22 protein-coding genes are annotated in these 22,740 nt (G+C 27.4%); 2 read left to right on the top strand and 20 right to left on the bottom strand.

Annotated features, from left to right (window positions below):
• Positions 1-574: 574 nt before the first annotated feature.
• Positions 575-1,390, top strand: coding sequence for a hypothetical protein (locus M4I33_RS11920; protein ID WP_257916999.1), 816 nt, complete (start codon positions 575-577; stop codon positions 1,388-1,390).
• Positions 1,391-1,678: 288 nt separating this feature from the next.
• On the opposite strand, the gene deoD is transcribed toward M4I33_RS11920, so the two are convergent.
• The 18 genes from deoD to M4I33_RS12010 form a co-directional block, all read right to left on the bottom strand.
• On the bottom strand, positions 1,679-2,395 hold the full coding sequence (gene deoD / locus M4I33_RS11925) for a purine-nucleoside phosphorylase (protein WP_194190118.1): 717 nt from the start codon (positions 2,393-2,395) through the stop codon (positions 1,679-1,681).
• A gap of 214 nt (positions 2,396-2,609) precedes the next feature.
• The gene (trmB, locus tag M4I33_RS11930; RefSeq protein ID WP_257917000.1) at positions 2,610-3,269 is read right to left on the bottom strand and encodes a tRNA (guanosine(46)-N7)-methyltransferase TrmB; all 660 of its coding nucleotides are present in this window, start codon (positions 3,267-3,269) and stop codon (positions 2,610-2,612) included.
• Positions 3,270-3,340: 71 nt separating this feature from the next.
• Positions 3,341-4,117, bottom strand: coding sequence for a putative ABC transporter permease (locus M4I33_RS11935; RefSeq protein ID WP_257917001.1), 777 nt, complete (start codon positions 4,115-4,117; stop codon positions 3,341-3,343).
• A 72-nt stretch (positions 4,118-4,189) separates the two neighbouring features.
• Positions 4,190-4,990, bottom strand: a complete 801-nt coding sequence (locus M4I33_RS11940) for a putative ABC transporter permease (protein WP_257917002.1) — start codon at positions 4,988-4,990, stop codon at positions 4,190-4,192.
• 174 nt (positions 4,991-5,164) lie between these two features.
• Positions 5,165-6,013 carry a DegV family protein gene (locus M4I33_RS11945; protein ID WP_257917003.1) on the bottom strand — a complete coding sequence of 283 codons (849 nt, stop codon included), beginning with the start codon at positions 6,011-6,013 and terminating at the stop codon, positions 5,165-5,167.
• 141 nt (positions 6,014-6,154) lie between these two features.
• Positions 6,155-7,207, bottom strand: coding sequence for a hypothetical protein (locus M4I33_RS11950; protein ID WP_257917004.1), 1,053 nt, complete (start codon positions 7,205-7,207; stop codon positions 6,155-6,157).
• An 11-nt stretch (positions 7,208-7,218) separates the two neighbouring features.
• Positions 7,219-8,505: a PilW family protein gene (locus tag M4I33_RS11955; RefSeq protein WP_257917005.1), complete on the bottom strand. Its 1,287-nt coding sequence runs from the start codon at positions 8,503-8,505 to the stop codon at positions 7,219-7,221.
• Between the two features lie 10 nt (positions 8,506-8,515).
• Complete coding sequence (locus tag M4I33_RS11960) at positions 8,516-9,085, bottom strand: type II secretion system protein (protein ID WP_257917006.1); 570 nt, start codon at positions 9,083-9,085, stop codon at positions 8,516-8,518.
• A complete protein-coding gene (locus M4I33_RS11965; protein ID WP_257917007.1) occupies positions 9,060-9,797 on the bottom strand; it encodes a hypothetical protein in 738 nt (245 codons plus the stop codon). Before M4I33_RS11965 ends, M4I33_RS11960 begins: the two co-directional genes overlap by 26 nt.
• Before the next feature lie 3 nt (positions 9,798-9,800).
• Positions 9,801-11,522 (bottom strand): pilus assembly protein PilM, encoded by a 1,722-nt coding sequence (pilM, locus tag M4I33_RS11970; RefSeq protein WP_257917008.1) that lies wholly within the window; start codon positions 11,520-11,522, stop codon positions 9,801-9,803.
• Between the two features lie 12 nt (positions 11,523-11,534).
• Positions 11,535-12,293 (bottom strand): A24 family peptidase, encoded by a 759-nt coding sequence (locus tag M4I33_RS11975; RefSeq protein WP_257917009.1) that lies wholly within the window; start codon positions 12,291-12,293, stop codon positions 11,535-11,537.
• 19 nt (positions 12,294-12,312) lie between these two features.
• A complete protein-coding gene (locus tag M4I33_RS16885; protein WP_308367924.1) occupies positions 12,313-12,783 on the bottom strand; it encodes a prepilin-type N-terminal cleavage/methylation domain-containing protein in 471 nt (156 codons plus the stop codon).
• Positions 12,784-12,844: 61 nt separating this feature from the next.
• On the bottom strand, positions 12,845-13,327 hold the full coding sequence (locus M4I33_RS16890) for a prepilin-type N-terminal cleavage/methylation domain-containing protein (RefSeq protein ID WP_308367926.1): 483 nt from the start codon (positions 13,325-13,327) through the stop codon (positions 12,845-12,847).
• A gap of 53 nt (positions 13,328-13,380) precedes the next feature.
• Positions 13,381-14,586 carry a type II secretion system F family protein gene (locus tag M4I33_RS11990; protein ID WP_257917010.1) on the bottom strand — a complete coding sequence of 402 codons (1,206 nt, stop codon included), beginning with the start codon at positions 14,584-14,586 and terminating at the stop codon, positions 13,381-13,383.
• A gap of 16 nt (positions 14,587-14,602) precedes the next feature.
• On the bottom strand, positions 14,603-16,279 hold the full coding sequence (locus M4I33_RS11995) for a GspE/PulE family protein (protein ID WP_257917011.1): 1,677 nt from the start codon (positions 16,277-16,279) through the stop codon (positions 14,603-14,605).
• A 263-nt stretch (positions 16,280-16,542) separates the two neighbouring features.
• Positions 16,543-17,412, bottom strand: a complete 870-nt coding sequence (locus M4I33_RS12000; RefSeq protein ID WP_257917012.1) for a methionyl aminopeptidase — start codon at positions 17,410-17,412, stop codon at positions 16,543-16,545.
• 112 nt (positions 17,413-17,524) lie between these two features.
• Positions 17,525-17,671 carry a hypothetical protein gene (locus tag M4I33_RS12005; RefSeq protein ID WP_194190102.1) on the bottom strand — a complete coding sequence of 49 codons (147 nt, stop codon included), beginning with the start codon at positions 17,669-17,671 and terminating at the stop codon, positions 17,525-17,527.
• A 263-nt stretch (positions 17,672-17,934) separates the two neighbouring features.
• Complete coding sequence (locus M4I33_RS12010; RefSeq protein ID WP_257917013.1) at positions 17,935-18,318, bottom strand: hypothetical protein; 384 nt, start codon at positions 18,316-18,318, stop codon at positions 17,935-17,937.
• Positions 18,319-18,628: 310 nt separating this feature from the next.
• Between M4I33_RS12010 and M4I33_RS12015 the strand changes: the two genes are divergently transcribed.
• Entirely contained in the window at positions 18,629-19,444 is an 816-nt protein-coding gene (locus M4I33_RS12015) for a hypothetical protein (RefSeq protein ID WP_257917014.1), read from the top strand.
• Between the two features lie 385 nt (positions 19,445-19,829).
• On the opposite strand, the gene purD is transcribed toward M4I33_RS12015, so the two are convergent.
• Positions 19,830-21,080, bottom strand: coding sequence for a phosphoribosylamine--glycine ligase (gene purD, locus M4I33_RS12020; RefSeq protein WP_257917015.1), 1,251 nt, complete (start codon positions 21,078-21,080; stop codon positions 19,830-19,832).
• Positions 21,081-21,097: 17 nt separating this feature from the next.
• Positions 21,098-22,600 (bottom strand): bifunctional phosphoribosylaminoimidazolecarboxamide formyltransferase/IMP cyclohydrolase, encoded by a 1,503-nt coding sequence (purH, locus tag M4I33_RS12025; RefSeq protein WP_257917016.1) that lies wholly within the window; start codon positions 22,598-22,600, stop codon positions 21,098-21,100.
• Positions 22,601-22,740: the final 140 nt, after the last annotated feature.

Raw genomic sequence — 22,740 nt, forward strand, 5'->3', positions numbered from 1 at the left:
GTGCATTTTTTAACAAAAAGTAAATAACACCTTAAAAAAACCTAAACTTTATTAAGAATTAGTTTATATAGGCACTAAAAGAGCCTTTTTACCTTGAGAATGATATACCTATTTGTAACTTTTAACGTGAATAATTTACTATTTGTTCATTTTATATTTTAAGGAATTTTGAATTTATTTAATAATTTTTATGTTATATCATTTTTACTACTTTTTTCTTCTTTAGCCTTTATTTATCCAATTTAATTACTACATATAGATTATAGTTATCTTGCATGATATTTTCTACTATTCTTACGTTATTGTTATTATTATTAAAATTTGTTTACAAAGTTTGTGTATTTTTGTAATAAATATCTTTAAATAAGCTCTAGATTTATTTTTTCTATTATGATTTAGTATAATATTTTCTTATATTCCTCTAACTTTATATTAATATATAATAATTCTTACTTTTCCTACAGCATTGTTTTGCTTCTTTGTTGGTATTTTACTAAAATCACCTGAATAAAGTCACTTTTTTATGTCCATAATCAAAATAACTAAAAAATCTAAATTTTTTTGAGGTGAGATTATGGTACATACACAGGCTCGTCCCCATTGCGATTCAAAACATTTTATTAAATACGGTAAATATAGATGCGTTCAAAGGTATCAATGTAAAGATTGTCTTAAAACTTTTAATGAAGGAACAGGACTTGTTTGGCATAACACTAGAAAGAGTGTTGAGCTTTGGGATAGATATACTCGCCTTATGCTATCTGGGTCTACTATAAGAGATTGTGCAGGTATATTAAATATCTGCATAGAAACATCTTTTAGATGGAGACATAAGATACTAAAGCATATTGGAACTTATACTGAATCTAGAAGAACCCACATAGTTACAGCTATGAGACATACTAAGTTTTTAGAAAACTTTAAGGGTCAAAAGACTCCCCCCGTTTGCACTATTTCTAGAAGAAAAAATATCTTTGTAGCTACAACTATTAATAAAAACAATTACTCTCTAGCTAAGATATCTTTTGACTCTATGAGTCCTACAAAAGAATCCATAGAGAGTTTATTAAATTCATTTAATCCTGTATTTAATACTTATTTCCTGCCAGGAAAAGATAGATTTTCTTATCTTATATCAAAGAAATTAAACTATGTTCTTCATAAAAAGAAAGAACTAGAAATTTCTAAAGAAGAAAGTGAAATTTTACTTAGTCACTGCTCTGATTTTATTTTAAATTTAAGAAGATGGCTTAGAAAATTTAGAAGCGTTGCTACAAAATATCTGCAAGTTTATTTAAATTGGTTTGTTTATATTTACGAAAGTTCTTTTGAAAAACATACTATTTTATCTAATTTAATAAGTTCTATTTTTTGTGTAAAGGTAATTTAAATTCTAAGCCTAACAAAGGTATATTTTTATAGCTTGTCCTTTCATAATTTACTTGGCTACTTGTATCTTTTTAGATAGCTTGTCTTAATAATTCTTACTTGTCCAAAACATTAAAAATTTACACTAGTATAGTGAAAATCCCTTGAACCAATAATATCTCGTAACAATGTTGTAGTTTTTTTTAAAAAATATAATTTATATGTTTAACACCCTTACTATTCTTTTTCTGATCTTTTATCTTAAAACAAAAAAAGAACTGATTCAAATCAGTCCTTTTATTTTTATATACTATGCTAATTCTAAAGCAACTTTCATCATGTTTGTGAAAGCTAATTGTCTTTCTTCTGCAGTTGTTAATTCTCCAGTGAAAGGACAATCTGAAATTGTAAGTATGCAAAGTGCATTAACTCCTGCTCTTGCAGCATTCATGTAAAGACCTGCTGACTCCATTTCAACAGCTAGTACACCCATCTTTTGCCATGCTTTTAATCCATCTAGTCCGCTTTCTCCGTAGAATACGTCACTTGATAAGATATTACCAACTTTAACGTTTACTCCTAAATCTCTAGCTGAGTTAACTGCTTTTTCTACTAAATCGTAGCTTGCTATAGGAGCAAAAGTTCCTGGTAAGTTATATTGGCTTGCAAAGTTTGAATCAGTGCAAGATCCCATTCCAATTACTACATCGTGTAATTTTAAAGTAGGGTCTATAGCTCCAGCTGATCCTATTCTTATAAGATTTTTAACTCCATAAAAATGTATTAATTCGTATGAATAAATTCCGATTGATGGAATTCCCATTCCTGTTCCTTGAACTGAGATTCTTTTTCCTTTATATGTTCCTGTATATCCAAGCATTCCTCTAACAGTGTTATATTGAACAGGATTTTCTAAGAAAGTTTCAGCTATAAATTTAGCTCTTAGTGGATCTCCTGGTAATAAGACTGTTTCAGCAATGTCACCTTTCTTCGCGTTGTTATGTGGTGTTGGTGTTAAATTTTTCATAATATAATTCCTCCTTTGTGGTATGCCTTATTATAACATATTCTCAAATTTAATGTAAAGGGTTTCTGAATATCTATCATATCATTTTCATAATAAAAATTTATGTTTTCATAGATTTACGCCCTATTTTCTTTAAAATTCTTTCATATTCTTAAAACTAAAATTATTTAAACTAAACCTTATTTTCAAAGAAAAAAAGGTGATAAATCACCTTTTAAACATTTTTAGCTATTAAGAACTTTGTCTTTATACCTTTTTTAGTGAACATTTCTTCGTGTTCTGTAGTTACATTTCCTTCATAATCACTATTATGAAGGTCATATGTAATATAAGTTAACTCAAAGCCTTCTTCTTTAAAGTACTCTAAAGATTCCTCGAATAATTCGTCATCATCAGTTTTAAAGTATATCTCTCCACCTGATTTTAAAAACTTTTTATAGTTTTTTAGTTGTCTATTATGAGTTAATCTTCTTTTTTTATGTCTATCTTTTGGCCAAGGATTACAGAAGTTTATATAAATTCTACTTATCTCATCTTCTTCCCCTAACATATTTTCAATAAGGGCAATTTCTTGTGCCATAAGCTTAATATTATCTATTTCTTCTCTGTTTCTTTCTTTGAAACCTTCTTCAATATTTCTCTTTGCAAGTACTAATACTTCGTCTTTAATATCTATAGCCATATAGTTTATATCTTTATTTTCTGAAGCATGCACAGCCATAAATGTCCCTTTACCACAACCAAGTTCTAAGTAAATAGGATTTTTTCTTTTAAAACTATCATTCCATTTACCTTTATACTCATTAGTGTTTGCAACAAAAAAATCACATGACTCTAGTTCTGGTCTAGCCCATGGCTTTTTTCTCATTCTCATATAGTTCACTCCGTTTTCTAAATATTCTATATTATTATAACTATTAAGATTATTTTTAACAACTAAATTCGCTATTTTTTAAGTGATTCTTTTAAATCTTGTAATCCCTTATTATCAAATTTATGTTTTGAATGAGAGAATGTTTGTAATAATCTTTTATACTTATAACTATCATTTAAATTATCCTTTAATTTTAGCATATTCTTTTTAGCTTCTGCACTTTTAACTTCATTTTGAATTTTAACTAATTCTTCATTTGCATAACTCTTAATTGAAACACCTAACTTTTCTAGTTCTAATCTTACATCTTTTAAAGATTTTAACTTTTCTTTTAAGTTTAAAAGATGAATTATAGTAAGAGTACCATCTATAACAAAAATTATAAAAATTCCATTTGATAATTTTAATTGTAAATATGACGGAATAATATTTATAAGTTCTATAACTTTCGGATTTATTACTTCTAAAAGTACAACTGATAATAATCCAAAAAGAGTTGAATTAAGTAAGCAAATTCTACCATTTAAATTAAATTTATAAGTAGAATAATCCCACCATTTCATATGAAATGCCTTTTCTAAAACAAAAGAAGTTATATATTCTAATATGGATGTTAAAAGCATTCCCATTATGAAAACTAAAAATATGTTATTTTCAAAATAACTAAGTGAAAAAATTACAATTAAAGCTCCTGTTCCATATATAGGACAAACAGGCCCATATAAGAATCCTCTATATGTAAACTTCTTATCGATAATAAAACAATATATAGTTTCAGCTAGCCACCCTAAAAAACTATATATAGTAAAATATAAAATAATATTGTTATGATTATAAATTTCTAACAACAAAACACCTCCTAAAATAATGTACAACTATAATTATACTATTTAGGAGGTTTCATTTTTTTTAGATTTCTGTTAATTTTTGTTTTTCCAATAATCTTGGATACTTTCCTTCATCTTTTTAAATTGATCTGAATACTCTTTTGATTTTAAATCTGGGAAAGCTTTAATTATTCTGTTTTGAATACTTGATTTTAATCTAAAATCTTTAAAATTGTTATATCCATCTTCTATTATTGATTTTATATTTTTAAAATCTTTAAAGTTAGATACCTTAATAAAAGCTCTGTTAAATTCAATGTCATTAAGTTTTTCAAGATTTATTCCAAATCTCTTAAATTCTTTAAACATACCGTTAATCTTACTTAGCATATCATTCATATCAATTAAAGATATAATAGTTAAAACTAAATCTATTATAAATATAATAACTATTATTACTGCAAATACACTTTTTAACTGTACACTTAAAAGATCAACCTTTTCTACAATAAAAGGATTTAATATCTCTATTAAAAATAATGAAAGAAACCCAAATATAACTGAGTTTAAAACACATATTCTTCCTTTATAATTTAGTTTGTAATTTGAATAATCCCACCACTTCAAATTAAAAGCCTTTTCTAAAATAACTGCTGTTAAGTATTCTAATGCTGTAGTTAATATTATAGAAAAAATAAATAGTTCAATATAATGACCCTTTAAATTCCCTAAAATAAGTATTACAAACATAGACCCAAACCCATATACAGGACATACAGGACCATTTAAGAATCCTCTGTTTACCCAAACTTTATCTATTGCAGCGCAATAAATACATTCGCATATCCACCCAAGTATGCTGTATATAGTAAAATATAATATTATTTCTTGCATTTTTATCTCCCCATACTTTATCTTTATAACTTAATAATACACTCTTTTAAAAAAATTTTCAAAAATTTTATATTTAAGCATTCTTTTTTATTTTGTAAGTTTTTTATTATGCTATTTTTGTAGAAATTTAATTTTTAAATTTCTTAATTTAATACACGAAAAAAGAAAGCAAAATTATTCGCTTTCTTCATATATACATAATCCTAAAGCACCTGGGCCTGTGTGAATACCCATAGCCGGACCTATACTTTCAATTGAAATTTCAGTTATATTCTTATAATCCTTTACACTTTCATAAAAGCTTTCTACTTCACTTCTACAGTGTCCATCTAAAACCCATACTCTGCACTTACCTTTATCTAAATACGAAGTTAAAATATCTTTCATTTTAGATATAGCTTTCTTTCTTCCTCTAGCCTTTTTGTAATTGTAAAGTTCTCCGTCATCATCAGATGATACTATAGGCTTAAGGTGCAATATCTCACCAATAGTTCCAGCAACCTTTCCTATTCTTCCGCCTTTTGTTAAAAACTCAAGTGTATCAAATGTTATATATCCATGCGTTCTTTTTCTTATATCTTCCATAGAATTTAAAATATATTCTAAATCTTTTCCTGAATTAATTAGCTTAGCTATCTCTAAAACTATTACCCCTTGAGGATAACCTAATGTTCTAGTATCAAAGAAATGATAATCTAATTCTGGATGAGACTCACAAACAAGTCTTATACTATTATATGTTCCAGATAACTTACTTGAAACTGTCGCAACTATTACGTCTGTATATCCTTCACTTTTTAATCTTTCTATTACTTTTTCAGTATTGTGTAAATCAGGTAATGAAGTTGTAGGAACTTCAACTTTTAAACTTTCAAACATCTCAGAAGAAGATAATGTAATCTTGTCCAAAAATTCTTTATCCTTATATACTATCCTAAGTGGTAACATCTCTATATTATATTCTTTAATTGTTTTTAAATCTAAATCACAACTACTATCAGTCATTATTGCAATTTTTTTCAAAACCCAACCCCTCCATTTCTGTGATTAAACTATATCACACAATTATTCATATAACAACATATTTTTACAATTTAACATATTGTTAAATGTATGTATATTGTTTATATTGAATGTGAATTAACTGTATATATTTTAATCAAATTAAATAAACTTTTTTAAGTATTCTTTTACTTCATCATAATAAGCGTTATCGAAATAAGTATTATAATTTAAATTTCCATTTATAATCATCCCATTATCTGTTATAACATTTGATTTATGAAACTCTCCATTTGAAATATCACTTATAACAAATTTGTTTTTTGCATAAATAAAGCATTCTGAAAATAGCTTTGTTCTATTTAGATTTATATTACCATTTGAGAGTATAAGTCTTCTATCTCCACTAAGCTTTACTATAGCGCCACAATTTTCTTTTAAGTCTTCTTTTGTTATATCTCCTATATCTTTAAAATTCAGATCATCATCTCCATTTAATAGTGCAACTGTGCCTTTTCTATAATTTCTTATATATAAATAGCTATCCTCAAATTCACTATCACTCCCTGAAATATTAATATCTCCCTTCTTTAATTTTAGGTTTAATCCCTTAGACCTCTCTTCACCTTCTTTATTTAAATTTTTATTATTATAAGTAAAATTTCCATTCCCCTTTAAATAAGAATCTGCATCCCCATAATAGTTTGCTATATTTATAGTTGTTCCTGTTATTGCAACTGGTGCTCTGTAATTAAATTCAACTTTTCCGCTATTAAGGATTGAAATACCAGCTGCGCTTTTCATAAATAAATCTATATCATTTTCATTATTAGACTCATTTTTCTTAACATTTATAAATGTAGTTTCTTTTGCTTCATAACCAGTTTCTTTAAATTTAGATATCGCTTCAATTTTATATTTAGTATCTGTTTCTTTACCTATCTTTATATCTAAAGAAAAGCCGTCTAATTTATCATTTAATGAATTTAAAACCGTCTTTGATATCTCTTCTTCCTTTGTGTTTCCTTTTATATATTCAAATTCAGCCTCGTTTATAGCTGATTTTGCTAAAGCCTCTGTTTTAATTTTATTTATAGCGATATTATTAGTTTTACTCGTGCCTTTAACATAAGTAAATACAGCTATTCCTGTAATTGATAACGCAAAAAGTATCCCAAGTACCACAACTAAAGTAGAACCTTTCTTTTTTTTCAAAGATACCACCTCTAATTCTCTTTAAACTTAACAAAATCAGTTATAGCCTTTTTTGTTAAATCCTTATTTATATAATAATCTAAATCATAATTGTTACTTCCTAAAATATAAACTCCTCTTAAGTAATTATTTATACTTATTCCATTATTAGCTATAACTTCGAATATTCCGTTTGTTGCCCTTATTGCACACTCGTTAAAGTCTATCCTTCCATCACAAGCTAATACTAAATTTTCAAGGTTTAATGTGTTTTCTGCGTCCACTCCATAAAAGCCTCCTGTGTATTCTCCATATGAAACTAAATTCAAATCACCACCAACTAAAACAATCATGTTATTATAATTTAGCTTTCTAACTATTCCAACAACATCATCCTTATCTACACCACTTAAACTAGCTCTAAATACTCCATTTCCATTTTTATTTACTATATAAATATCAGTATTAGAAAGGCTGTATCTAATATAGTTTAGGCTTTTTGCATCAAGTGTAGTATTTTTTGATACTTCTAAGCTTGGAATAGGATTATATGAATCACTTTTATTTAAAGTTAAATCTTCACTATTATGATAATGAATATCTACTCTCCTATATAACTCTCTTTCACTTAAATTATTTACTGTAAAGGAAGAATCAAAAATATCTCCATAAGATCTAAAATTAATATCACTGCTATTTAAAACATTAAAGTTACTAAGTTTTATATTTTGATTGTTCCAACTATCTTCATCCTCTTCTTCCCCATCTACATTTAAAGTTATCTCACTTTTGTTGTTTACATCTATTGTAAAATCATAATTTTTCTCTTCTTTACCTTTTTTAAATGAAACATTGCAAGCTAAATACTCACTACTACTAACTTCTTTTTTTAGCTTTTTAATAGTTATGTTTACTATATCTTTAGATATTATATTTTTTTCACTTATAACTAATTTCAAAGGCTCTTCATTTGTTATACTATTTATTTTTGCCTTAACTAGGCTGTAGGTATCCCCTGACTTTTCTTTATAAATAATAAATTTACCATCATTATTTTTATATATAAGGAGAGAATTTACATTGCCTTCATCTTCTATATTAACCTCTTTTTTATAAATCTTAACTTTTTCAGAGTCTTTTAAAGACCTTTTTAGCCCATCAAAAGTTTTTCTATACTCATTTTGTATATCTGCTTTATCTTTAGTTTGATTTGCAGTCTTTACTCCACTTACATAGATTCCTCCTATCATAAGTAAAATCATAGAAGTTATTGCAAGTACTGCTATTAATTCAACTAAAGTAAATCCTTTCTTTTTCATATCTCCCCTCCTAACTATTAGGACGTAAGATTATATAATCTTCATCGATTATTTTTTCTTTATCGTTTGATAAGTCAATATTGCTACTAGTATCACCATTATAGTAGAACTCTAAAGGTTTCTTTAAACCTACTACTTTAACAAATGCTTTATATAAGCAATTACTAGGATTTTTAGGGTCTTGCTTCATTTTATTTATCTTTATATTAATGATATATTTAATTTTATTTTTTTCAGATTGATTTTTAGTGTAATATCTATTGCCTGAAGTATAAATTGCATAGGGTTCTTTTAAACCATTTAAAATCATTTCAGTAATATCGTTACTGCTAGTACACTCTAATGTTATGTTTTTATTTAAAAACATATCTATCCCTTTGTTATCTAAACTAAATAAAATATTATTAACATCATTTAATACAGTTGCGTTAGTTATTTTCATATTAGTGTTATCTTCGCTTTTTTTAGATGTTATTATAATTTGAGTTACAGCTACAAGTAATATAGAAATTATTGCAAGTGATGCAACAACTTCTACTAAAGAATACCCCTTTTTAGTTGAAATAATCTTTTTTACCATATGTGCCTTTATTAAAATCATATTTTTCATTTTTAAAATAACTCAAATTATAATATTCTAAATTTATAACTGCATTTATGCTATTAACATTTTTCATTCCTTCTGTGTTTTTGTTTATCTGAACATTTATTATATTCATAACTCTTTTATCTTCTTGTAAATAATTAATAAACTTTAATAAATTCTCATAGCTACAATTAAGAGTTAAATTCACACTATTTGTAACTATCTTTTCTTCTGAATTTTCTTTTTTAGGCTCACTTTGCACCTTCGTATTTTCTAAAAGTAAATCATCGTCTGTATTTTCTTTATTTTCTAAACTCTTTCCATCACTAAAGTTAACTGTAGTAAGTGTAACTCCAGATGCATCTGAATAATCAATATAATCTTTTATTATTTCTGCTTGTTTTTCAGTTTTTGGAAAGCTTACTAGTTTTTTATTGTATTCTATATTTACTCTATTTAGTTCCTTTTGTAAGTTTTCTTTATTTATAATAGTATTACTTACTTTTCTTTTTTCAGATGTTAATTTCTTAACCTCACTTACATAACCATCATTTTTTTTAGATAAAGGCATAATAAGAACTTCTTCAAAAATTATAAAGGTAAAGATTAAAACACTAATAAAAAGAAGGTATTTTTCTCTTTTATTTAACTTTTTCAAGTAATTAAAAAACTTATTTTCTTTTTTAATTTTTTCTTCTTTTTTCATGTCCTACTCCTTTATATTAATAATAAATTCTATTTTTTCTATAGTCTTTGGTGCTTTTGCTTCTTTTATAGCTTTTTTGATGTCTTCTATTTTAGTAGTATCATCTTTTTTATCTTTACTTTCTTCTTTATCCTTGCTTTCTTTTTTATCTATAATTTTTTCTACATCTTCTGGTGCTTTAACTTCAGAATTTTCTGTTTCTTCAACAGTATTTATAGATAAAACCTCAGAATTTTTATAATCTTTACTCATTTGTAAATTTGCTAAAAATACAGCTACATCTTCTTTTGTTTTAGCGTATCCATTTAAAGTGATTAGCGCTCTATTATAAGTTGCTGATTGCACGCTTATACCTTGCGGAACATATTTTGAAATATTACCTATATAATCTTTAAAATCAAATTTACTATCAAGTGCTGAAACTTTATCTATAAATTGCTTTTTACTTTCTATCTGATCTTTTATTTCAGTAAAACCTTCACTTTGCTCTTTTAAATTAGAAATTTGTTCTTTTAAATTACTGCTCTCATCTCTTAATGATACATTATCAAAATAAAGTGTTCCTGCATTAATTATTAAAACTAATATAACTGCAATATATATAACTAAAAGATTCCTACTTTCTTTATCTTTTAAACTTTCTTCAATAGCTTTTGGATTTAAGTTTAATCTTTTTTTATTTTTATGTCTTTTTAAAAACAATCCATATAAAGGCATAAACCTTCCATATTTATTATCAGAATTTTTTATCTTTATACCTATATCACTAGGATTTCTAACTAAAAGTGTTTCTATATCAAAATAACGGCTGATATATTTTATTTCTGATTCACTTAAATCAAGAGTTGAAAAAATAATCATTTTATTTACTACTTTCTCACCCTTACCAGAACTATAAAACTTTATAGTTTTATTTACTATAGATAGAAATTGATTAAAAGTCTCTTCAAGCTTTGGATACATTTTAAAAAGTATATCTACATTATTTCCTTCTATTCTTAAGTCCCTACTGTAAAATTCTAAACTCTTCTTAGTATCAATACCCGCCTCTTCTCTATACTTTTGAATATCTTTAATTATGTTTTTAAATCCATAAGGGATATTTCTATCTAATTTAAAGATTCCCTTATCTGTTATAGATACATTACAAAAAGTATATCCAAAGTAAAATGTAGCTATAGTCTCTTCTTCTAAGTTCAAGTTGCTCTTTTGTATAACCTTATTTATCGTATTTGTTAATATATCAATAACAGCTACCTTTTTAGATAACATATTAGAAAGCTCAATCATCTTATCTATCTTTGTTTTAGTACAAGCTGCGACTAAAACATCTAAGACCTTAGTTTTTTCAACCTTTTTTTCATTAATTACTTCATAATCTATATAATAATCTTCTTCATTTACAAGAAGTTCCTTTAATTCAAATTCAACAGTTTTTCTAAGAGATAAATTTTTCATCTTTGGAATCTCTAAGTATCTTGATACAACATCACTTCCAAAAACAACAAAAGAAATCTCCTTTTCTTTTATATCGTATTCTCCAAAATATTTAAGTAAAATATCTGAAATTTTTAAAGTATCTAATATGATTCCGTCTTCACACAAGCCTTTTTCTAAAGGTATAGTGTCTTTTAATTTAATTTTTCTAGTATTTCCAACTATTATATCTATAAAATCATCTTTCAAGCATAAAACTATACTCGATTCGTTTCCTAGCTTAATCATTTTGCCCCTCCTCTATAGTATTAAGTTTAAGTAAAGTTGTATAATTTGATTTCCAAAAATAATTGCAGTAAAAACCCCAAGGGCTATAAATGGTACGAAAGGAATATGCATTTTCCTCTTCCCTAAAATCATTAAAATAATTGCTAAAATCCCACCAAATATTATTGAAAGAAAAATACTAAGTAATATAAGTTTTGGACTTAAATAAAGAGCAGAAAATAAATAAACTTCTAAGTCCCCAAGTCCAAACCCATCATACTTTTTAGATACTATATAAACTAATCCCATAATCAAAAGAGGTATTAAAATAGATAAAACTTTAACCTTTAAATCAGATCCCTTTAAAATATCTAAAATGATAAATATTATTCCTCCAAAAAAGCCTGCCATAGAGACTTTAAAGTATACTTCCATAGTGTTTATATCAATCATCGAAGAAATAATTAATATAGAACAAAGAAAAATATATTTTAAACTCTCTACAGAAAATCCAAACCTTAAAAATATAATTAAATATACTATTCCAGTTAAAAGTTCCACAAAAGGATAGATAGGACTTATCTTTTCCTTGCACCCTCTACACTTCCCCCCTTGGAAAATATAACTTAAAACTGGTACTAATTCATATGGCTTTAATACTCTGCCACAGTTTGTGCAATGTGATGCAGGATAAGCTATGCTTTCCTCTCTTGGTATTCTATAAATACAAACATTAAAGAAACTCCCAAAAACTATTCCTAATATAAATATTAAAGCCATAATAATTATCATTTTCTAATTCTCCTAACTTTTATCTCCAATATTTTGCATATATTTCATTTACTGATTCTTCAGTAATTCCACCTTCTGAATTAAGTTTTATCATATCTTCTGGTGCCCTTATAATTAAATCAACATATCCAAAAGCACTTAAATTTTTTATTACATTTCTTGTATTTACTTCATCACCTTTTAAATAATGTTTTTCATATAAAATATTCATAATTTCTGGTAAACTAACATAATTTAAAACTTGTTGCTCTGTCATTTTGCCGTCTCTATCTACTAAAGGTTTTTCTTTTTTTATTAGTTCTTCAAAACAACCATCATTATATGCATTTTCAGCAGCATTATAAATTACTTTACAAGAGGATTTTAAAGATACAACCTTTGACCTCTCTACATATGATATAACCCTTGGAACCGCAACTGCTGCAAGAACTGCTAGAATTGCAACTACCGCTATAAGTTCTATAAGAGTAAAGCCCTTCTTTTTTTTCATATGTACCTCCTAAATGTAAAAGGCTGCCTAAAAAGACAGCCCTATTTAATTTTATTTTCTTTTATTTTCCTTGAGCTTTTGCAGGTGTATTAGTTTTTGTATCAGTCTTCAATCCAGTATAATTTCCGCTAGCATCAACTGTAATATCTTCTTGATTTGCATTTACTAATTTCTCTAAAGAGCTCATTGTAGTAACTTGATTTGTTCCTAATTTTGACATATCTATTGTTCCAATTAAATTTTTAGCTTTTAAACCATTAACTACTTCAGTAACATTTGCATTTCCAAATTCTGATACCTTATTACTTGTAGTTGGCTCAGTAGTATCACTAGCTAAAGCATAAAGATTTCCATCATTATAAGCTGCCTCTGCTGCGTTATATATTGTTGAAGCTGTAGTTTGAACAGCTACTCTTTTTGATTTATTTACATATTCTATAACTCTTGGAACTGCAACTGCTGCTAGTATTGCAAGTATTGCAACTACTGCGATAAGTTCAATTAATGTAAATCCTTTTTTCTTTCTCTTTTTAAGTGTATTCATTTTAATTCCTCCTAATTGTTTTTATTTATGTTAAGGGTAAAAATCCTTAATATCTAATTTATAGCGTCATACATTGAGAACATTGGAAGTATAAGCGATAAAACTATAAATCCAACGACACCTGCTAAGATTATTATCATAGTTGGCTCGATTAACGCTGTAATTCTCTCTAAAGCAAAATTAGCTTCAGAATCGTAAAAGTCTGATGCTTTTTTTAAGATTTTATCAATGCTACCTGATTCTTCTCCAACCTTTATAGATTGAATCAGCATACTTGGAAAACATCTTTCTGAATCTAGTGCATCTCCTATCGTTGATCCATTATTTATTAATTTTTTTGCATCTAAAAGCTTGTCCTTTAAGTAAACATTACCTATTACATTAGATGTTATATCTAAGGCACTAATAACGCTTATCCCTCCTCCATACAAAATAGAAAAAGTTCTTGCAAACCTTGCTGTCATTATCTGCATTGAGATTTTTCCAACAAACTTTGATTTAACAATAAACTTATCTCTTAATAGCTTATATGCTGAGCTTTTATTTAAGAAAACCTTTTTTAATATTGCAAGTAGAATTATTATTCCTAAAATATATATCCCATAATTTTTAATTACATTGCTTAAAGTAATTACTATTTTAGTTGGAATAGGTAATTCTCCGTTTGCACTTAAAAGGTTATTTACAAAAATCGGAACAACATAAGCTACTAAAATAGAAACTATAACTAAAGAAAAAATTATCAAAAACTTTGGATAAATTAATGCATTAGCTATCTTTCTTCCTTGTTTATATTGCTTGTCATAATAATCTGAAATCTCGTTCATAATTTCATCTAAACTTCCTGTAGTTTCGCCGACTTCTATCATATAAATAAAAAGGTCTGGCATCTCATTAGTTTTTTTAAATGCATCTGATAAAAGGCTTCCCCCTTCAACGTCTTCATAAACTCTTTCAGTTACCCATCTTAACTTTTTATTTTCAAGCTGATCTTTTACTATCTTTAAAGCTTCCATTATTGAAATCCCAGAAGATAGTGAAAAATATATTTCTCTACAAAATACTGACAAATCTTTTTCTGGAATTTTTCTAAACATAGCTAAGTCTAAATCAAGTTTTCCAGAAGCTTCACTACATTCTTTTAAAAAGAAACCTTTCTTTCTTAAAGTTCTCATTAAATCTTCTTCATTATCAGCACTTAGTTTACCCTTAATAACATTTCCATTAATATTTGCTGCTTCATAAGTATATAAAGGCATTTTTATCTATTCTCCTTTATTCTTTTATAAGAGTTACTCTCATAAGTTCTTCTACACTTGTAATTCCTTTTAATACATCTTCTTTAGCTGATTCAAATAATGTATCCATTCCAGAATTTTTTGCTTCTTTTCTTATATCTACAATGCTGTTTTTATTTGATATCATATCTCTTATGTTGTCTGTAATATCCATTATTTCAAATATAGCTTTTCTTCCCTTATACCCTAATCCATTACATTTAGGGCATCCTACAGGCTTATAAAGTTTTAGTTCTTCAGAATCTTTTATTCCAAGTGCCTCTATATCTGTTTTTGATGCATTATACTCTTCTTTACAAGAGGGGCATAATGTTCTAATTAACCTTTGTGCTATAACTCCTGTTAAAGAGGATGCAATTAAATATGCAGGTATATTCATATCAAGAAGTCTAATAATTGCAGAAGGCGCATCATTTGTATGAAGTGTACTTAATACGCTGTGACCTGTAATTGCCGCTCTAATTGCCATAGTTGCAGTTTCTTCGTCTCTGATTTCTCCAACCATAATCACATCTGGATCCTGCCTTAATATACTTCTAAGCCCACTTGCAAAAGTTAGCCCTGCTTTATTATTTACATTTACTTGGACTATTTCATCCATACTATATTCAACAGGATCTTCTATAGTAATTACGTTATTTTCTTCGTTATTTACATCTTTTAATATTGAATAAAGCGTTGAAGTTTTACCACTTCCTGTAGGCCCTGTAACTAAAAGCATCCCATATGGCTTTTCTAATATTTTATTTACAGTTTCTAATCCCTTTTTTGTAAAGCCTAAATCCTCTTTAGAAAAAGAAAATGCACTTTTATCAAGTATTCTAATTACAAGATTTTCTCCTGTAATAGAAGGTAAAATAGAAAGCCTTAAGTCTATTTCTTTTCCTTCTATATTTGTTATTATCTTTCCATCTTGAGGAAGTCTCTTTTCTGATATATCCATCCCACCTAGAATCTTAATTCTTGTAATCATAGAATTAAAAGGTTCTTTTGGTGCTTCAAATTGTTTTCTAAGTCTTCCGTCAATCCTATACCTTATAATAACTTTATCTTTTTGAGGCTCTATGTGAATATCACTAACTTTATTTCTTACAGCATTTTCAATAATACTATCTATAAGTTTTACAGCTGGCGAATTATTTTCATCCTTAATAATAGAACTTTGTTCATTCTTCTTATTTTCTTCTGCTGTTTTCATCTCTTTAGCGGCTTTATCCATATATTCTCTTGAATAATACTTAGAAATAGCTGTAATTATCTCATCTTTAGATGCAATCCCAATGTTTAATTCATATCCTGAAGAAAGAGATACATCTTCTTCTGCAAATATATTTAGAGGGTCTGCCATAGCAACTGTTAATTTTCCCTTACTAAAACATATAGGGATAAGAGTATACCTTCTAGCTAAAGCTTCTCCTATTGTACTTACCGCATTCATATCAACTTCTGTTGACTCTAAATCGATTCTTGGGATTCCAAGTTGAACTTCTAAAATATTTAATAAGTTTTCTTCTGTTATAAGTCCACTTTCAACAAATATTTCTCCAAGCCTTTTTCCTGTTAATTTTTGAATTTTAATTGCTTCTTGTACATCCTCTTCTTTTATGTAACCAAGGTCTACTAGTATATCTCCAAGTCTTTTCTTTCTTTCCATATAATCACCATTTCTTGTATTATTGATATATAAAGTATATAACAACCAAATTACTCTTTAAATAAATTAGCCCTTTATTTTACATTATTTATATTTAATTAATATTGTTTCATTTTAAGTAACTTTAATGAACCTTAATTTACTTTTTTATCAAAATTATTCAAAGTAAATATTATTTCTATTAAATTTATGATTAAATTACCTACTGATTTTATTAAATTGCAAAAAAATAAAGCATAGTAAAAACTATGCTTTATAAAAAACTAATAAGTTAATATCTCTATTCCGTCTTCCGTTACTAAAAGTGTGTGTTCCCACTGAGCTGAAAGTGAATAATCTTCTGTAATTGCAGTCCAATCGTTGTCTGCGTCTACGAATACTTCGTACCCGCCTTGGTTAATCATAGGCTCTATAGTAAATACCATACCTGGCATTATTACAGGTCCTGTTCCTTTTTCACCAACGTGTGCTACGAAAGGATCTTCGTGGAATTGAATTCCAAGACCGTGCCCTCCAAAGTCTCTAACTACAGAAAAACCATTCTTTTCAGCATGTTCTTGAACTGCTGCTCCTATATCTCCGAAGAATCCCCAAGGTTTAACAGCTTCAATCCCCTTAATTAAACATTCTCTTGAAACTTCAACTAATTTTTTTGCTTCTTCTGAAACTTCACCTATCATAAACATTCTTGATGCATCTGAAAAATAACCATTTAATATAGTAGAAACATCCGTGTTTATAATGTCTCCTGATTTTAATTTTATTTTAGAATCTGGAATTCCGTGACATACTTCTTCGTTTATTGAAGTACAAAGGCTCTTTGGGAAACCTCCATAATTTAAAGGAGCTGGAATTGCACCTTTACTTACAGTATATTCATGAACTAAAGTGTTAATTTCTTCTGTGCTCATTCCTTCATGAATCTTTTCAGAAATTAAATCTAACACTTCAGTGTTTATTTTTGCACTTTCTTTTATCCCTTTAATTTGCTCTTCGTTTTTAACAACAGTTCTAGGTAACATCATATGACCTTGTCTTTTCATTTCTTCATACTTTTCATCAAATGACATATGACACTTTTTATATTTTTTCCCACTTCCACACCAACAGTCATCGTTTCTGTTTATCTTCATAATATTACCTCTTTCTTTATCTTAACTTAATTATCTTCTATTATATATCTATAAGCAAAATTTATCAAAGTTTATAAAAATAAAAAAGCAGCTTTTAAACTGCTTTTTCATTTTATTCGAATTCTTCTACGCCTCTTCTAGAAAAAACTTGGTTTTGGTCGATCTCAAGTGCTGCACAAGCCTCTTCAAAGTTGCATCCATTTTCGTCCATATATTTAGCTACATAGCTATCTAAGTTTGGTATTGAATTGTAATCCATCTTTATCCCTCCAAAATCATTCTAAAAATTATTCTTGCCATTAAAACTTTATCTATCCGTAGAAATCTTTTACATTTATCATCATATGCTTACTTAAAACATTTAATTCATCTGTTAAAAAAATATAAAAAAAATGTTTAAGAAACTCAATTCTTAAACATTATCTTTAGTATAAAAACATTATATACCAAATATTCTGAATAATCAAACATTTTAAAATAAAAAAATGCAGAAATAAATTTTTGTATTTCTGCATTTAAAATTCATACCTTTTTCTTGAATTTTTCATACCAACCGATTACAGTCGCCTTTTCTCCAAAGTTTAGTCTCTTATATATAATATTTATAGGTAAAACTTTAAATCCATTTATATCAATAAATATTTCTTTTAAATCACTTTCTTCCCATTCTCCACCAATATTTTTACTTATTACTTCTCCTAGATATCCTCCAAACATCATAGAAATATCTATAATATTGTCATTATTTAGATGACTTTCATTTTTAGCTTTGTGAAACATTTCTAATATTTCATCTACTAATAATAAACTTTCTTCTGAGAAATCTAATCTTAAATCCAAATTTTTTTTAGAGTATATAACTGCTCTAAGAGATGCTTCTTTAAAAATACGAGATAATCTATCCAAAATTTCACCTCTTTTTAATTTATAACTCCTAATATTAGTCTATTCAAAAATAGGTTAATTGTGTTTAAATAAAATAATTGTATAAGCCTTTAGTTAACTATGAAAATTGGAATTGATATAATTTTCCCTATATCAACTTCCTATTTATTCCAACACCATACCTTCTGAACATTTTTTATAAATTCTCACTTCCACTACAACATTGTTTTGCTTCTTTGTTGGTATTTTAATCTGATTGACTGAATAAAGCCTATATTTTATGTCCATAATCAAAATAATTAAAAACTCTAAAAATTTTCGAGGTGATTTTATGGTACATACATCGGCTTGTCCCCATTGCAATTCAAAACATTTTATTAAATACGGTAAATACAGGAATGTCCAAAGATATCAATGCAAAGATTGTCTTAAAACATTTAACGAAGGAACAGGACTCATCTGGCATAATACTAGAAAGAGTGTTGAGCTTTGGGAGAATTATACTCGTCTTATGTTATCTGGTTCTACTATTAGAGATTGTGCAGGTAGATTAAACATATGTATTGAGACATCTTTTAGGTGGCGACATAAGATACTAAAACATATTGGAACTTATACTGATTCTAGAAGAACTCATGTAGTTACAGCCATGAGGCATACTAAATTTTTACAAAACTTTAAGGGGCAAAAGACTCCCCCTGTTTGCACTATTTCTAGAAGAAAAAACATCTTTGTAGCTACTACTATTAATAAAAATAATTACTCTCTAGCTAAGATATCCTTTGATTCTATGAGTCCTACAAAGGAATCTATAGAGAGTTTATTAAATGCATTTAACCCTGTATTTAATACTTATTTCTTGCCAGGAAAAGATAGATTTTCTTATCTTGTATCAAAGAAATTAAACTATGCTCTTCATAAAAAGAAGGAATTAAAAATTTCTAAAGAAGAAGGCGAAATTTTACTTGCTAATTGCTCTGATTTTATATTGAATTTAAGAAGATGGCTTAGAAAATTTAGAAGCGTCGCTACAAAATACCTTCAAGTTTATTTGAATTGGTTTGTTTACATTTATGAAGGATCTTATGAAAAACATACTGTTTTATCGAATTTAATAAGCTCTATTTTTTGTGTAAAAGTACTTTAGTTTTTACCTATAATTTAATTCTAATATAAGTTTGTCTTTATAGCTTGTCCTTATAGTAACTACTTGTCTATCAAATTTAATTTTATATAGCATGTCTTAATATTTTTTACTTGTCCAAAATTTCAAAAATTTAACCCTACATAGCGAAAATCCCTTGTACCAACAATTTTTCGTAACAATGGTGTAGTTTTTTTAAAAATATATTATTTATATCGTAAACCTAAGGTCTATTTCCAAAAAATAGATTCATCCTCTTGACAAATATATTTAGATTTTTATGCTTTTCATAGATTACTCCTCCAAGTTTAAATTCAAAAATTTCATATATACATAAAAAGAAGCCTAAAAAAACTATTTTTAAGCCTCTTTTAAATTTAATCTATATTTATTTTGCTTTTCCTATATCTTTTCTATAATAAGCCCCATCAAAGTCAACGTCTTTAACTAAATTATATACATTTTCTCTAGCTTTTTCTAAAGTTTCACCTATTCCTACTACTGATAAAACCCTTCCTCCTGATGTTTTTAGAGTCTCTCCCTCTAAATTTGCACCAGCTATAAAGATATTTTCTTTAGACTCTTTCTTTATAGTAATTTCATCGCCTTTTCTAGGCTTTTTAGGGTAACCCTTAGCTGATAAAACAACATTTAAAGCATATCCTTTTTTCCAAGATAACTTAACATTTTCTAAATCTTCATCTAAAGCTTTTAAAATTACATCTAAGAAGTCATTTTCCATTAAGTATAATATAGACTGAGTTTCAGGGTCTCCCATCCTTACATTATATTCTAAAAGTTTTACCCCTTCTTTAGTTATCATTATTCCAAAAAATATTATTCCCTTAAAATCAAAGCCTTCTTCTTTTATTCCTTTTAAAGTTTTATCCATAATATTTTTCTTAAAATCTTCTAAAACTTCATCTGTAACATAAGGGTTTGGTGCAACTACACCCATCCCCCCTGTATTTGGTCCTTTATTATCATCGTAGATTTGCTTATGATCTTTTGCTGATAGAAATGGAAGAATCGTTTTTCCATCACAAATAGATAAAATAGATGCTTCTATTCCTTCTAAAAATTCTTCAATTACTATCTTTTTCCCGGCCCCTTTAAAAATATCTTCTAACATAAATTCTTTTAAAGTATCTATTGCTTCATTTTTATCTTTAGCAATTACTACTCCCTTGCCAGCTGCTAGCCCATCAGCCTTTATAACTAAGGGATACTTAGAAATTTCTAAATATTCTTTTGCTTTTTCGTAATCATAAAAAACTTCATAACTTGCAGTTTTTACATCATATTTTTTCATAAAATCTTTAGAAAAGCTCTTACTTCCTTCAAGCATAGCTGCAGCTTTATCAGGTCCAAATATTTTTAAGTTTTCTTTTTTGAACTTATTGACTATCCCCTTAATAAGAGGCTCTTCAGGCCCAACTATAGTTAAATCTATCTTTTCTTTTTTTGCAAAATCTAAAAGTTTATCTATATCAGTAATATTTATATTTTCACATTTTCTTTCTATCTCTGTTCCCCCATTACCTGGTGCAACAAAAATTTTAGAAACCCTATCACTTTTAGATAACTTCCAAGAGATAGCGTGCTCTCTTCCGCCAGACCCTATTAAAAGTATTCTCATAAATACATACCACCTTTTTAATGTTTAAAATGTCTTACACCAGTAAATACCATAGATATACCGTGCTCGTTACAAGCTTTTATAGATTCTTCATCTCTTATAGAACCACCAGGTTGAATTATCCCTTTAATTCCAAACTTATTAGCCTCATCTACACAATCTCTAAATGGGAAGAATGCATCTGATGCTAAAATAGTAGCACCTTTTCCTCTTTCTAAAGCTTCACTAGTTGCCCAAATCCTATTAACTTGTCCGCCTCCAATTCCTACAGCAACACCGTCTTTAACGGCAACTATAGCATTAGATTTTACGTATTTTACTACTTTCATTCCAAAAATCATATCTTTTAATTCTTGTTCTGAAGGCTTGTTTTCTGTAACTACATTTAATTCTTCTAAAGATTTTATATCTTCATCTTGAACTAATATTCCACCATCTATTGAAACCATATATTTTTTAGAACTTGGCATTACATTACACTTTAAAACTCTTAAATTCTTTTTAGATTTTAATATTTCTAAAGCATCAGCATCATATTCTGATGCTATAATAACTTCTAAGAAAATTTTACTCATTTCACTTGCAGTTTCTTTAGTTACTTTTCTATTTAATGCAACTATTCCGCCAAATATAGAAGTAGGGTCAGCGTCGTGAGCCTTTTTATATAATTCAAAGTCATTTTCACCAACTGCAACTCCACAAGGAGTGTTATGTTTAAGAGCGCAACAAGCTGGCTCTTCAAATTCATTACAAACTTTCCAAGCTATATCAACGTCTTTTAAGTTGTTATAAGATAATGCTTTTCCATTTAAAACTTCAAAACTATTCATACTTCCAGAATGTTCAAGAGATTTATAATAAGTTGCCCTTTGATGTGGATTTTCTCCATATCTTAAATCTTCTGCTTTTTCATAAGAAACTGATAAATATTTTGGATTATCTATATCTTCTAATAAGAAGTTTGAAATCGCAGCATCATATGCGCTCATCAAATTAAATACCTTTCCAGCTAGCTCTTTTCTTAAGCCTAAAGATACATCATTTGATTCATCAATTTCTTTAATAACCCTTTTATAATCAGAAATATCAGATAAAACTACTACATCTTTAAAATTCTTAGCAGCAGCTCTTAGCATAGTAGGTCCACCGATATCTATAAATTCAACCTTTTCATCAAAACTTAAATCTTCGCATACCTTTAAGAAAAATGGATAAAGGTTAACTACAACGTAATCTATAGTATTAATATTATGATTTTTTATTGTTTCCATATGTTCTTTATTATCTCTAATTGCTAAAATACCAGCATGTATAAATGGGTGAAGCGTTTTAACTCTACCATCTAGCATTTCAGGGAAATCTGTTATACTGTTTACTTCAGTAACTGAAACGCCATTTTCTTTAAGGTATTTAAAAGTTCCTCCAGTTGATATAATTTCTACATCCTTACTTTCTAAAAACTTTGCTAAATCTAAAACTCCCTCTTTATCATAAACACTAATTAATGCTCTCTTTTTCATCTATACATATCCTCCTAGTCTTCTTTTATCAAAACTTTATTATCAATAATTTTAACCTTGTTCTCACTAATATATTTAATAGCTTGAGGTAATAATTGATGTTCTCTAATTAATACCCTTTTTTGAAGTATCTCTTTAGT

The organism is Clostridium sp. LY3-2, from assembly GCF_024705715.1.
In the GTDB taxonomy this organism is placed as follows: domain Bacteria; phylum Bacillota; class Clostridia; order Clostridiales; family Clostridiaceae; genus Clostridium.

Coding starts and splice junctions, on each gene's coding strand:
- M4I33_RS11920 (WP_257916999.1), top strand. CDS start 575: ATGGTACATACACAGGCTCGTCCCCATTGCGATTCAAAACATTTTATT.
- deoD (WP_194190118.1), bottom strand. CDS start 2,395: ATGAAAAATTTAACACCAACACCACATAACAACGCGAAGAAAGGTGAC.
- trmB (WP_257917000.1), bottom strand. CDS start 3,269: ATGAGAATGAGAAAAAAGCCATGGGCTAGACCAGAACTAGAGTCATGT.
- M4I33_RS11940 (WP_257917002.1), bottom strand. CDS start 4,990: ATGCAAGAAATAATATTATATTTTACTATATACAGCATACTTGGGTGG.
- M4I33_RS11955 (WP_257917005.1), bottom strand. CDS start 8,505: ATGAAAAAGAAAGGATTTACTTTAGTTGAATTAATAGCAGTACTTGCA.
- M4I33_RS11960 (WP_257917006.1), bottom strand. CDS start 9,085: ATGGTAAAAAAGATTATTTCAACTAAAAAGGGGTATTCTTTAGTAGAA.
- M4I33_RS11965 (WP_257917007.1), bottom strand. CDS start 9,797: ATGAAAAAAGAAGAAAAAATTAAAAAAGAAAATAAGTTTTTTAATTAC.
- pilM (WP_257917008.1), bottom strand. CDS start 11,522: ATGATTAAGCTAGGAAACGAATCGAGTATAGTTTTATGCTTGAAAGAT.
- M4I33_RS11975 (WP_257917009.1), bottom strand. CDS start 12,293: ATGATAATTATTATGGCTTTAATATTTATATTAGGAATAGTTTTTGGG.
- M4I33_RS16885 (WP_308367924.1), bottom strand. CDS start 12,783: ATGAAAAAAAAGAAGGGCTTTACTCTTATAGAACTTATAGCGGTAGTT.
- M4I33_RS16890 (WP_308367926.1), bottom strand. CDS start 13,327: ATGAATACACTTAAAAAGAGAAAGAAAAAAGGATTTACATTAATTGAA.
- M4I33_RS11990 (WP_257917010.1), bottom strand. CDS start 14,586: ATGCCTTTATATACTTATGAAGCAGCAAATATTAATGGAAATGTTATT.
- M4I33_RS11995 (WP_257917011.1), bottom strand. CDS start 16,279: ATGGAAAGAAAGAAAAGACTTGGAGATATACTAGTAGACCTTGGTTAC.
- M4I33_RS12000 (WP_257917012.1), bottom strand. CDS start 17,412: ATGAAGATAAACAGAAACGATGACTGTTGGTGTGGAAGTGGGAAAAAA.
- M4I33_RS12005 (WP_194190102.1), bottom strand. CDS start 17,671: ATGGATTACAATTCAATACCAAACTTAGATAGCTATGTAGCTAAATAT.
- M4I33_RS12015 (WP_257917014.1), top strand. CDS start 18,629: ATGGTACATACATCGGCTTGTCCCCATTGCAATTCAAAACATTTTATT.
- purD (WP_257917015.1), bottom strand. CDS start 21,080: ATGAGAATACTTTTAATAGGGTCTGGCGGAAGAGAGCACGCTATCTCT.
- purH (WP_257917016.1), bottom strand. CDS start 22,600: ATGAAAAAGAGAGCATTAATTAGTGTTTATGATAAAGAGGGAGTTTTA.